Below are 12837 nucleotides of genomic sequence, written 5' to 3' on the forward strand. Positions count from 1 at the left end.
TATTGGACGACCTTTCTCTACACATTCTGGATATCATGGAAAATTCTGTAACCGCGGGTGCAAAGATGATCGGTCTTGAGGTCAGAGAAGAGACAGGAAAGAATCGCCTTATCATACAGATAAAGGATGATGGTAAAGGTATGGACAAAGAAACATTGACAAAAGTACTCGACCCATTTTACACTAAAAAAACTGTCAGGAGAGTCGGACTTGGTCTGTCCATGCTGGCGCAGGCCGCGAAAGAAGCCGGAGGCAGTTTCAAGATAGATTCCGAACTCGGCAAAGGCACAAACATCAGTGCTATTTTTGTATACGATCATATTGACCGAAAACCACTTGGCAATATGGCAGAGACGATTTCGGCGTTCATCGTCGGTAGCGGTACGGAAGTTGACCTGATCTACCGGCACCACAAGAACGGCAACGAATTCGTCTTCAGCTCGATAGAAGTCAAAAAAATACTTGAAGGTGTGGCAATTAATAACCCCGAAGTAATTGCATTTCTGAAGGATTACATTCAGGGCGGTTTGAATGAGATTTCTGAAAGGAGCAGAAAATGAAAAAATTGAAGATCGGCGATTTAGCCAAGATCCGCGACAAAGTCAGAAAGACCGCGGTGCTACGGCAAGGCAAAGCGCGGGCGAAAATCACGGTACACATGGGAACTTGCGGCATAGCAGCAGGTGCACGCGAGATACTCTCGAATCTACTCGAGGACATCCGGAAAAAGAAACTCGATGACTTGATCGTCACAACATCAGGATGTGCCGGGCTGTGCAGTCGCGAGCCAATGGCAACGGTAGAGGTCACGGGCAAGCCGCCGGTTAAGTATGTGGACCTGACGACCGAAAAAATGAGGAAAATATTGAACCAGCATATCATAAAGGGTACCATCGTCAACGAATACGCACTTGCTGTTGGCAGCGAGAGAACGCATTAACCTGCGGCCGATAAGGAGGTTAGTTTGAAAGAATTTCGAACACATTTGCTGGTGTGCGCTGGAACAGGATGTGTAGCAGCAGGGTCATACGATATCAAGAAAACACTGGAGAAAGAAATACTGAAAAGAAAACTGCATAATGAGGTAAGAGTGATCGCTACTGGCTGCAACGGTTTCTGTGAACGGGGGCCGATCGTTGTTGTTCAACCAGATGGCATATTCTACCAGAAGCTCAAGCTCAAAGATATCCCTCACCTCGTGGAGGAACATCTGCTCAAAGGACGACCCGTCAAAAATCTAATGTATGTTCCGCCGGCCGGAGAAAAACCCGTGCCAAAAATGATGGATATTGGCTTTTTCAGCCATCAAAGGCTGATCGTGCTAAAGAACCGCGGCCGCATTGATCCCGAGAACATCGACGAGTACATAGCGTTTGAAGGATACCAGGCACTCGAAAAATCACTGACCGAAATGAATCCCGAAGAGATCATAAAAGAGATCAAAGAAGCAGGTCTCAGGGGACGCGGCGGCGCCGGCTTTCCTACTGGGTTAAAATGGGAACTATGCCGTAGAACACCCGGTGACGACAAATACGTAGTATGTAATGCCGATGAAGGTGACCCGGGAGCATTCATGGACCGTAGCATACTGGAGGCAGATCCACATGCCGTGCTCGAAGGCATGATCATCGGCGCCAGGGCAATCGGTGCGACGAAAGGCTTTATCTACGTTCGTACCGAATATCCGCTCGCCCTGCAACGAATAAGGATAGCTATAGAGCACGCAGAAAAGTACGGATTGCTCGGCAAAGACATATTGGGTACTGGTTTCGATTTCTCCATCGAAGTCAAACGTGGTGCAGGAGCCTTCGTCTCGGGCGAAGAAACATCCCTGCTGGCAGCAATCGAAGGGAAAATAGGTATTCCAAAACAACGCCCGCCGTATCCCGTGCAAAAAGGCCTCTGGAGAAAACCGACAAATATTAACAACGTTGAGACATGGGCAAATGTACCTCACATCATACTGCGCGGCGCAAAATGGTATTCGGAGATAGGAACCGAAGGAAGTAAGGGAACCAAGATCTTTTCGCTCGTGGGCAAGATAAACAACACCGGGCTTGTCGAGGTACCAATGGGCATCACCATGAAAGATATCATATATGAAATTGGCGGCGGTATACCTCATAACAAACAGATAAAAGCCGTGCAGACCGGCGGCCCTTCGGGCGGTTGCATACCCAGGAACATGCTCGACCTTCCGATTGACTACGAAAGTCTACGAAAAGCCGGGTCGATGATGGGGTCCGGCGGTATGATTGTGATGGATGAGGATACCTGCATGGTTGACGTAGCCAAGTATTTCATGAACTTCCTGCGCGATGAATCCTGCGGAAAGTGCCTTTCATGTCGCGAGGGTACACAAAGGATATGGGAAATACTCGAACGAATCACAAAAGGCAAAGGCACGCAGGACGACATCGGCCTGCTCCAAGAGCTTGCCCAGGCTACCAAAGACGCTTCGATGTGCGGGCTCGGACAGACCGCGGCAAACCCGGTACTCAGCACGCTCAACTATTTCATGGATGAGTACGAGGCGCATATAAAATACAAGAAGTGCCCCGCCGTAGTGTGCAAAAGTATTATCTCCTCACCCTGCCAGCATACGTGTCCGATTGAAACCGAAGCGCCACAATATATAGCCTATATCGCGCACGGTGATTTTGACAAAGCCTATGAGATTATTCTCAAGGACAATCCCCTGCTAAATGTCTGCGCACGTGTATGTCATCATCCGTGTGAGACAAAGTGCCGGGCTGGTCAAGGCGGCAAACCGATTGCCATCCGTGAACTAAAACGGGCAGCAATCGAGCACAGCGATGGGAGGAGACGTCCGAAAACAAAAACCCCATCCGGCGATAAGGTCGCGATCATCGGTTCTGGACCTTCCGGACTGATGGCCGCACACGCGCTCGCGCACAAGGGCTATGCTCCAACTATTTTCGAGGCCCTACCCATAGTCGGCGGCATGCTCGCGGTCGGCATCCCTGAATACAGATTACCCAGCAAAGCCCTCAAGGAGGACATAAAACGAGTGCTCAATGCCGGCGTCGATATAAAAACGGAACAAAAACTGGGCAGAGATTTCACCCTGGACAAGTTGCTTCAGCAGGGATACAAGGCAGTATACATAGCAATCGGTGCGCACAAGAGCATAAAACTAGGAATACCGAATGAAGAAGCAAGTGGCGTGATCCCGGCAATGCGTTTTCTTACCGACGTCAGCCTCGGCAGGAAAGTCACGCTCGGCAGTCGAGTGGGCATAATCGGTGGCGGTAATTCCGCAGTTGATGCTGCCCGTGTAGCCAACCGGTTGCCAGGAGTCACCCAGGTTACGATCATTTACCGTCGAACACGCAACGAAATGCCGGCATACGCGGAAGAAATCGAAAGCGCGCTGGAAGAAGGCATCGATATCCAGTTCCTGACCGCGCCGACCGAAATCATCGTGAAGGACGGACACGTCACCAGAATCAAATGCACAAGAATGCAGCTCGGCACTGTAGACCAGAGTGGAAGGCGCCGACCCATACCAATAAAGGATTCGGAGTTTGTTGTCGAACTCGACACTCTCATATCAGCCATAAGCGAACAACCTGACTTGTCATTCCTTGAAGAAGAACACGATTTTGAAATCTCGGGATGGAATACTTTCGTTGTTGAAAAGGAATCGCTGTCAACAAATGTCCTGGGTATTTTTGCAGGTGGTGATGCGATACGCGGACCAAGCTCAGTAATCGAAGCGATGGCTGACGGCAAAAGAGTTGCCGAGACCATCGATCAATATTTGAAGAACAGACCGATAAGGTTAGAGTATAAGGTAACAAGACCAACAGTATACGTCGAGCCCGTAAAATTGACGGTTGCAGAGACACTTGAAAGCACCAGACAAGACTCCAGGAAAACAAAATCTGCAGCCCGTCGCAAGAACTTTGCCGAAGTTGATCTCGGTTTAAACAGAAGCTCAGCAATAAAAGAAGCGAAACGCTGTTTGCGATGCGATCTGGAAGTAAAAGAAGAAGATGAAAAGGAGCAATCATGATAAGCTTCATTTTGAATGGACTCGAGGTGCAGACCGAGGAAGGGTCGACAATTTTGGAGGCGTGCAGGTTCTATGGCATTGAAATACCCACCCTTTGCTACAACGAAGGTTTGAAACCTTATGGCGGTTGTCGCTTGTGCCTCGTCGAAATAGGCACTGGCGAAAACAGTAAACTTGTCAGTTCTTGCACGTATCCGATTGAAGAAGGTCTTCGTGTTCGCACTAATACGAAACGAGTGGTCAGTGCCCGGAAGATGATGATCGAACTACTGGTTTCCATAAGCCCGCAATCAAAAACAATCCAAGACCTCGCGTCGAAGTATCACGTGACCAAGGTGCGTTTCCCGGTACGCAACGATGACTGTGTGCTCTGCGGATTGTGTGTGCGCATGTGTAAAGAACAAATGCAGTCTGGAGCCATCGGTTTCACCGAACGCGGGTACAAGAAGAAGATAGTAACGCCCTTCAATATCCGGTCAGAACAGTGCCGACTATGCGGTGGCTGTATCTATATCTGCCCCGCCTGTCAGATGAGGTGCCAGGGCCCGGATGCACCAACTGATCTCTGCAGCGGATGCTTGTCCCTGGAGCCATCCTGCATTGAAACTCATGATGACTATCAATGCTGGATGGGCACAACCGGCGATTGCGGAACGTGCGAAGGAAGACCTGATCAGAGGAAAACAGATAAGAGATAGCAGATAATGGATGACAGCAAGATCATGGACACATTGGTTACGGTAACGAAGCCCGTTTCGGTGACGTCAAGCGGTAACGTATGAAAGAAAAAAAGCGGATAACTAGTTTTCACGACCTCGATGTTTATCAAAATACATATAAGGCATGCATTGAAATTATGAAAAGAATAGTACCAAGGTTACCCGAGAGTGAGAAGTATGACTTGAAAGACCAGCTTAGCCGTTCGTGTAAAGCAATCCCTCGCCTCATCGCAGAAGGCTATGCGAAGAGACATCAAAAAATGGGGTTCCAAAAATACTTAGATGATGGCATGGCGGAATGCAACGAGACTATCGTCAGTCTGTCTCAGGCAAGAGACATCTACGATAATTCCGCCGATGTTGATTTGTGTAATAGTTTGATTGACACATATGACAAATCCGGCCGTCAGTTATACAACTTGGCAATAGCCTGGAGCAAGTTTAAAAGGGGAAGCAAAGATGTTAGATGAACGTATCTCTAACCTTTGTTTACGAAACGGGCATCGTAACCGTTTACCTTAATTGTTTTACTTTAAGTAGGAAAGGAGAAAAAATGCCCTCATTATCAAGAATGAATGCCTCTGCGGCAACGTTAACAAAAAATAGAACTGAAGATTCAATCGTTCCGCTCAGCGGAATGTGCGTTACTTGTGTCGATGGTTGTATCGGCATGTGTGAAATAGGCAAATCCGCATATCGCGGCCACGAAGTAATATACCCGCAGCCGTTCGGCATCCTGACTGCAGCATCCGAAAAGAACTACCCGGTGGATTACTCTCACTTCAATATCATGGGCACAGCAGTGGGCGCAATGGGAGTGGAGGCCGATCCGGACAAAGCGATATTCCCGAACGTAACGATTGAACAGAAAATCGGCGCAAACAGCGACATCAAACTCAAATTCCCGATGGTCGTCCCTGGACTGGGATCAACAAATGTCGCCAAGAACAACTGGGATGGATTGGCGATCGGAACCGCATTATCCGGAACCATGCTGACGATCGGCGAGAACGTCGTTGCCATGGACATGACAAGCGAAATAAAAGACGGCAAAATACTCAAAGCACCAGATCTCGAACAGCGCGTGAAATTGTACAAGGACTGGCAGAGAGACGGTTTCGGCATGATAATCGTTCAGGCCAATGTCGAAGATACCAGACTGGGTGTGCAGGAATTCGCCATCCGGAAGTTAGGCGTTGAGACGGTCGAACTGAAATGGGGACAAGGCGCCAAAGATATCGGCGGTGAGGTAAAAATAAAGGACCTCAAGAAGGCACAGGAGTTGCGGAAGCGGGGGTATGTCGTACTGCCCGATCCGCTGGATCCAGATGTGATCGAGGCGTTTGAGCACAAAACATTCACCGAGTTCGAAAGACATTCCCGGATCGGAATGGTTGACGAGGAATCGTTCATGAAACGGGTTGACGAATTGCGTAAAGCCGGCGCCAAGCACGTATTCTTGAAAACTGGTGCGTACCGACCAGCCGATCTGGCGCGAGCGGTGAAGTACTCATCGAAAGCAAAGATCGATCTGCTGACCATTGACGGCGCTGGCGGCGGCACTGGTATGAGTCCGTGGCATATGATGAACGAATGGGGCATGCCTCCGGTTGAGATCCATTCCCTGGCATACTTCTACACCGACAAGCTGGCCAAAAAAGGCGATTATGTTCCTTCGCTGGCATTTGCTGGCGGTATCGCCTTTGAAGACCAGATCTTCAAGGCGCTTGCCCTTGGCGCACCTTACACAAAAATCGTAGGTATGGCCCGCGGTCCTCTCTGTGCGGCAATGGTCGGTAAGACCATCGGCAAGAAGATCGATGAGGGTGAAATACCGGTGTTCGTCGAGCGTTTCGGAAACAAAAAAGAGGAAATCTTCGTTACGGCATCAAAACTGAAGAAAGAACTGGGTAAGGATTTCGATCGCGTGCCGCCAGGTGCACTGGGCGTCTATACCTATGTGGAGAGAATGGCCCAGGGGCTGAAGCAGCTCATGACCGGAAACCGCAAGTTCGCCCTCAAATATATCACACGTGACGATATTGCATCTTTAACCAAAGATGCCGCGGATATTTCAGGGATCCCTTACGTGATGGATGTTGACAAGGAAGAGGTTGAAAAAATACTTAACGGATAACTAATTACTGATGACAGATAACCGATAACAAGTAACCGAAATCTGGCATGTGATGTCTGTTATCTGATATCAGACATCGGTTATCTGATATCAGGCATCAGTCTGTTTGGGTTTTCTCCTGAACCATGTTCTTGAATATCTTTGAAGGACGGAAAAACGGTACATAGCGATCAGCCAGAGTGTACACTTTACCACTCTTAGGGGCTTTTGCACTTCGGCCCGGACGTTTCCTGAGTTCGAATGTCCCGAATCTTCTCAATTCTACCCTCTTATTCTGTATTAAAACATCAAAAAGAGTATCCAGGAATGTATCAATCAGCTTTTCGATATCTGTCTTAGTGTACGCCGGGCCTATCTTTTCGGCGATTTTCTCAATCAAAAATTCCCTTCGCATCATTCCTCCTTGCTAATTGTTTTTCTTCCGAACATATGCTTCGCTACTGCCCTGACTTACAGAGCTGGGGATGCCAGCGGCGACAATCTATTATATTCAAATGAACCCATCTGTCAATGCTTTTATCACGAAATTACGAATCAAAACCCGCGTGCTCCGAACCCTATACGCCCATCTGTTTCTTACGTCTCTTGGTCTTCCTCCGTTCATCCCATGATCGTTGGTCACGCTTCGATACTTTCCCCTTTTCAATCAGATTGCGAAACTGTTTTTCAGTCAGAAGCTTCCGCCTTTCCTTCTTGCGGCGCTCGGTTTTCTTCCTGCTCTCCTTCATTGGGTACCTCCCTCATAATTTTACACAATACATTGACGTTGTCAACGTTTCCCAATTTTTTCCTTGACTTTCAGAGAAAAGTAAATATCATTCTACTAACAAAGGAGGACCGCAAGTGGCATTTAACATATTCTCTGTATTACGAGGTATCAGAAGCCAGTTCTTGAGCGACATAGCAATAGACCTGGGCACGCGTACAACCCTCATCTATGTGAATGGCCGCGGCATCGTTCTTGATGAACCAACAGTTGTCGCGATTGATACGAAAACGAAGAAATGCCTTGCGATCGGAAATGAAGCAAAGCAAATGCTGGGCAGAACACCAAACGACATCAAGGCAATAAGGCCAATGAAAGACGGGGTCATTGCTGACTTTGAGATGGTTGAATTGCTGCTGCGTATTTTCATTGAAAGAGTTCAGAAAAAACGCCTTTTTACGCGCCCGCGTGTTCTGATCTGTGTACCATCTGGCATAACCGAAGTCGAAAAGAGAGCGGTCAGAGATTCTGCCGAAGCGGCAGGCGCGCGCGAAGTCTTCCTCGTGCCCGAGCCAATTTCTGCCGCGATAGGAATCGGTCTACCCGTCCATTCACCAATCGGAAATATGATCGTCGACATAGGTGGTGGTACGACAGAAATTGCCGTCATCGCTCTATCTGGCATCGTGACGAACAGCTCTATCCGTATTGCCGGTGACGAAATGGATGATGCCATAATCCAGTACATCAAGAAGACCTACAATCTCATAATCGGAGAGCAAACTGCCGAGAATATCAAAGTCGGGATAGGCAATGCGTTCCCGACCGTTGAAGAAAAAACCCTCGAGGTCAAAGGACGTGACCTTGTATCAGGCATCCCAAAAACGGTGAAACTCACCAGCCACGAGGTGCGGGAAGCCATTCAGGAACCTCTGTCGATGATCTCAGAAACGATACGGCTCACCCTTGAGAAAACCCCTCCGGAACTTGCTGCGGACATCGTAAATAACGGTATATACATGGCCGGTGGTGGTTCACTCCTGAAAGGCATCGATACCCTGGTCAGAGAAGAGACCAATCTGCCAGTGACGATCGCCGATGAACCGAACAAGGTCGTGGTCATAGGTGCGGGAAAGATCCTCGAAGACCTGAATCGGTACGAAAAGGTCATCTATACAATGAAGCGAGCATAGTTGCGTCGTCAGCAGATCATACTTTTCATCCTTCTATTCATTGTATCTACCATACCAGTTTTATTAAGCGAAAACACCAATCTCAATTTAGCGAGAGACCTTTCGTCATTTCTCCTCTTTCCTTTCCGTATCACGACTGCTTTTGTTGAATACCTCGCTATCTCAAACACCCGCATCGAGAAACTTGAGACTATCGTAAACCAATTGAAGCTCGAGAATGCAACACTAAAGGACCAACTCGTCGTCGACACGACAAATCTGGAATTCAGGTCGTACATTCTCTTGAAAGCATCGGTGGTGGGCCGTGACCCGCTCAACATAAATGGCTACCTGCACATCGACAGGGGCACTGTGCACGGCGTCTCCGAAAATCAGACAGTACTCTCGGTCGACGGTTTCGTCGGCAAGATAAGACACGTCGGGCCGTCCAGCAGCATCGTTGAGACAATCGAAAACCGAGGCTTCACGGTCAGTGCAATCGATGTGAGCACCGGCATTCACGGTATCGTGAAGAAACAAGAGAATCTCATGTTTCTTTATATCCGTCATAACGATGCAATTGGTATTGGTGATTCGATAACGACCTCGGGAATGAGCGAAATATTCCCAAAAGGTATTTTGATCGGCAACGTCCACACCATCTCTGAATCCGAGGATATGTTCTTCAAAAACGTATACATCACTCCGGCTTCCCAGATTAACAGGCTGGTGTCAGTGTACGTAGTCCAAGATACTTTGACAAATCCCGCAAGGAACTGAAAATGATCCGCTATTTACTCTATTTTCTTGCCTTGTACCTCAGTCTGCCTTTCAACAGCACAATTGAAATTGCCACAATAATCGTATTCTTTGTCATCATGAAAGAGGATGCACGCTTTGCCCTTATCTTTGCTTTCGCGACTGGTCTTTTGACCGACCTCTACTATCCCGTTCGACTCGGGGTCAACGCCATCGTCTATATTTCTCTGACCCAGTTACTGCTCTATCTGAAGAGATTCCTTGTACTGAACCCGCTCACCACCATCGCCACATTCACCGTCTTGTATCTCGTCAAAACCGCTGCTCTCAATGTCTTTGTCTCGGCGCACATTGATGCTGCCCGGATAATATTTACGATTCTCATATTCTTCCCTATTGTTTTTTTGCTGAATAGAATCGGCTACGGTATATGGATGAAAAAGCAATAACTTTCAAAGCAATTCGAAATCTCATTTTTGCACTCGCCGCAATTATTGTTCTCTGGAGCATCAAGCTTCAGATTTTTGAAGGCAAAAAGTACTCACGCCTTTCCGAAGAAAACCGCATCAGGCGAAACTTTGACCCGGCACCACGCGGACGGATCCTGGACCGGAACGGCAAGGAAATCGCCAACACCAGACCTGGTTTCTACGTATCGGTTGTAAGGGCCGTGATCGATCAGAAGACGCTCAGCGCTCTCTCCAGCATCCTGGGCATCAAGGAAGAAGAGATCATCGAGAAAAGCCGGATCGAAAAGAACTCCTTCAGCCCGGTCAAAATAGCCCATGACATATCATACGGGCAACTCTCCCTGATCGAAGAGCAAGCGGATGCCTTCAGTGGCGTTGAGGTGGGTGTCGAACCACTCAGGAATTACCCCCACGGCGAATTGTTCTTTCACGTTGTAGGTTATGTCGGTGAAATAACCTGCGAGGAAATCGAAAAAGACAGAACGTATATATTGGGTGATTACATAGGTAAACTGGGTCTGGAGCGATACTACGAGAATATTCTAAGAGGAACCAACGGCATTGAGTATGTTGAAGTCGATGCCCGTGGAAAGGAAGTGAGCAAGATCACCGAGAAAAGAAGCATCCCGCCGACCGCGGGGGTAGATCTCATTACGACGATCGACCTCGCCTTGACCGAATCCGTGGCTGTTTACCTAGAAGCCCATGAGAAAGCGGCATGCATTTGTTTAAATCCTCAGAGTGGTGAGATTCTTGTTTTATACTCTAAACCTAGTTTTGATCCGAATCTATTCACCCACGGACTCAAAAGAACCGAATGGGATGTTTTGAATAACGACCCGAATGCTCCGATGTACAATCGGGCGATCATGAGTTGTTATCCACCTGGATCGACATTCAAACCTTTTGTCGCCCTTGCCGCACTCGATTCAAAAACAATCAACAAGGAAAAGAGATTTGATGTTTGTACAGGTGCATACCGGCTCGGACGGCGTTCCTTCAGGTGCTGGAAAAAACACGGACGCCTGAACTTGACCGGCGCGATTATCAACTCATGCGATATCTACTTCTATCAATTGGGCAGGCTGACAGGTATCGACACATTATCAGAACGCGTCAGCAGGATCGGTTTTGGGAAGAGAACAGGCATCGATCTGTTGAACGAGAAAGGAGGTATTTTACCGGACCGGGAATGGTTCGCAAAGAGGTACGGCCAGAACTGGACCCAAGGACATATTTTCAATCTGAGCATCGGACAGGGGGATCTGCTCGTGTCACCACTGCAGCTGGCCTGTGCATACGCGATCTTTGCAAATGCGGGAAAAATCCCAATCCCACACATCATCGCCAAGAGCGACACGACGTACTTCACTACCGACATCTCCCCGGAAGCCATCGAGACCGTGAATAATGCACTTGCTGGCGTAGTGAACCAGGGCACCGGCACTCTTGCTCGCGTTCCAGGCGTCGAAGTCTGCGGCAAGACCGGAACCAGCCAGAATCCGCACGGCGATGATCATTCTCTCTTCGTCGGCTTTGCCCCGGCCGGCAATCCAGTGATTTTGGTTTGCATCATTATCGAAAATGCAGGGCACGGCGGTAGCATTGCTGCTCCGATTGCCGGCAAGATCATCAAACTATTTCTCAATAAATTAGAGCAGAAGCAAACAGAGGTGTCATTGATTCAAGCGGCCTATGATCAAGAAAACTGATCTCGGCATTATCTGGACGACATTTGCACTGTCGCTGCTCGGAGTCGTGATGATATATTCGACTGCCGGCTCGGCAATCATGACCAAGCAGATAACCTGGCTGGTATTTTCTATCCTCTGTGCAATTCTTTTTTCGCGTATCTCCCCGCGTATCTGGCTCAATCTGAGCCCGATAATATATTTTCTGGCATTAGTCCTCATATTCGTAATACTCATTAAAAGTGATGTCTACCCGCGGAGGTGGATAAGATTCGGTGATTTTTCCATGCAGCCATCTGAGTTCGCGAAGTTCGCAACGGTACTAATGCTAGCCAACTACTTATCCACGAGAAAAAAACTCCAGAATTTTTCGGACATGGTAGTGCCAATAGTGATCACTGGATTGCCTGCACTGTTAGTATTCCTTGAACCGGACCTTGGAGCCGCACAAATATTCCTGCCAATACTGCTGGTAATGAGCTATTGGGCTGGCATGCCTGGTCTAAAAATATTGATTCTATTCTCACCAATAGTATCAGCGATCGCCAGCTTTTCAATCTACACATGGGTGGGATATATGGCAATCTTGATGATTTTCCTCTATTTCCGGAAACAGCTAACCGATCTGATCTACGGTTTTGCGAGCAATTCATTAGTAGGCCTGATCATGCCGTTGGTCTGGAATTCTCTGAAAACCTACCAGCAAAAGAGAATCATCGCATTCTTCTCTCCATGGCTGGATCCTCAGGGCATGTCGTGGCAGATAATACAGTCGAAGATCGCGATCGGTTCCGGTGGTCTATTCGGCAAGGGGTTCCTTTCGGGAACGCAGAAGAAGTTGGAATTCCTGCCAGAACGCCACACCGATTTCATATTTTCGTGTCTGGGCGAGGAATTCGGCCTAATTGGTATAATCGTCGTCATCACGGTCTATGTTTATCTCATATATCGGTTGCTCTACCTGGCAAAAGAAACGCGCAACCGATTCTCGAACATATTTGTTAGCGGGGTCATGATCTGGATCGCCTACCAGACATTCATCAATATCGGCGTGACCATGGGTCTGCTACCGGTTACCGGAGTACCTTTACCATTCATAAGCTCGGGCGGTTCTGCCCTTCTCGCGTGTTTCATGGCGATCGGT

General features: G+C 48.2%; 13 protein-coding genes. 11 read left to right on the forward strand and 2 right to left on the reverse strand.

The window, feature by feature from the left end:
* The first annotated feature begins 2 nt into the window (after window positions 1-2).
* The 6 genes from OEV79_07185 to OEV79_07210 all read left to right on the forward strand — a co-directional run bounded on the left by OEV79_07185 (window position 3) and on the right by OEV79_07210 (window position 6895).
* Entirely contained in the window at window positions 3-560 is a 558-nt protein-coding gene (locus tag OEV79_07185; GenBank protein MDH4211217.1) for an ATP-binding protein, read from the forward strand.
* The gene (locus OEV79_07190) at window positions 557-940 is read left to right on the forward strand and encodes a (2Fe-2S) ferredoxin domain-containing protein (protein MDH4211218.1); all 384 of its coding nucleotides are present in this window, start codon (window positions 557-559) and stop codon (window positions 938-940) included. The genes OEV79_07185 and OEV79_07190 overlap by 4 nt, the downstream gene beginning before the upstream one ends.
* A 24-nt stretch (window positions 941-964) precedes the next feature.
* Window positions 965-4039, forward strand: a complete 3075-nt coding sequence (locus OEV79_07195; GenBank protein ID MDH4211219.1) for an FAD-dependent oxidoreductase — start codon at window positions 965-967, stop codon at window positions 4037-4039.
* On the forward strand, window positions 4036-4737 hold the full coding sequence (locus OEV79_07200; protein ID MDH4211220.1) for a 2Fe-2S iron-sulfur cluster-binding protein: 702 nt from the start codon (window positions 4036-4038) through the stop codon (window positions 4735-4737). Before OEV79_07195 ends, OEV79_07200 begins: the two co-directional genes overlap by 4 nt.
* An 80-nt stretch (window positions 4738-4817) precedes the next feature.
* Window positions 4818-5228: a four helix bundle protein gene (locus tag OEV79_07205; protein ID MDH4211221.1), complete on the forward strand. Its 411-nt coding sequence runs from the start codon at window positions 4818-4820 to the stop codon at window positions 5226-5228.
* Window positions 5229-5311: 83 nt separating this feature from the next.
* Complete coding sequence (locus tag OEV79_07210; GenBank protein ID MDH4211222.1) at window positions 5312-6895, forward strand: FMN-binding glutamate synthase family protein; 1584 nt, start codon at window positions 5312-5314, stop codon at window positions 6893-6895.
* A gap of 97 nt (window positions 6896-6992) precedes the next feature.
* Here OEV79_07210 and OEV79_07215 read toward each other — a convergent pair whose 3' ends face one another.
* Together OEV79_07215 and OEV79_07220 are read right to left on the reverse strand one after the other, a co-directional pair.
* Window positions 6993-7289 (reverse strand): integration host factor subunit beta, encoded by a 297-nt coding sequence (locus OEV79_07215; protein ID MDH4211223.1) that lies wholly within the window; start codon window positions 7287-7289, stop codon window positions 6993-6995.
* A 163-nt stretch (window positions 7290-7452) separates the two neighbouring features.
* Window positions 7453-7623 carry a hypothetical protein gene (locus tag OEV79_07220; protein ID MDH4211224.1) on the reverse strand — a complete coding sequence of 57 codons (171 nt, stop codon included), beginning with the start codon at window positions 7621-7623 and terminating at the stop codon, window positions 7453-7455.
* A gap of 127 nt (window positions 7624-7750) precedes the next feature.
* Here OEV79_07220 and OEV79_07225 point away from each other — a divergent pair, with 127 nt between their 5' ends.
* From OEV79_07225 to rodA, 5 genes are all read left to right on the forward strand, one after another.
* Window positions 7751-8794, forward strand: a complete 1044-nt coding sequence (locus OEV79_07225; GenBank protein MDH4211225.1) for a rod shape-determining protein — start codon at window positions 7751-7753, stop codon at window positions 8792-8794.
* On the forward strand, window positions 8795-9553 hold the full coding sequence (locus OEV79_07230; protein MDH4211226.1) for a rod shape-determining protein MreC: 759 nt from the start codon (window positions 8795-8797) through the stop codon (window positions 9551-9553).
* Between the two features lie 2 nt (window positions 9554-9555).
* Entirely contained in the window at window positions 9556-9981 is a 426-nt protein-coding gene (locus OEV79_07235) for a hypothetical protein (protein MDH4211227.1), read from the forward strand.
* On the forward strand, window positions 9963-11714 hold the full coding sequence (gene mrdA / locus OEV79_07240) for a penicillin-binding protein 2 (GenBank protein MDH4211228.1): 1752 nt from the start codon (window positions 9963-9965) through the stop codon (window positions 11712-11714). The genes OEV79_07235 and mrdA overlap by 19 nt, the downstream gene beginning before the upstream one ends.
* Window positions 11698-12837: rod shape-determining protein RodA (gene rodA, locus OEV79_07245; GenBank protein ID MDH4211229.1), on the forward strand; the 1140-nt coding region annotated here is incomplete at its 3' end. The genes mrdA and rodA, both read left to right, overlap by 17 nt.

The organism is candidate division WOR-3 bacterium (genome assembly GCA_029858255.1).
Classification (GTDB): Bacteria; Hydrothermota; Tepidihabitantia; order SM23-42; family SM23-42; genus SM23-42.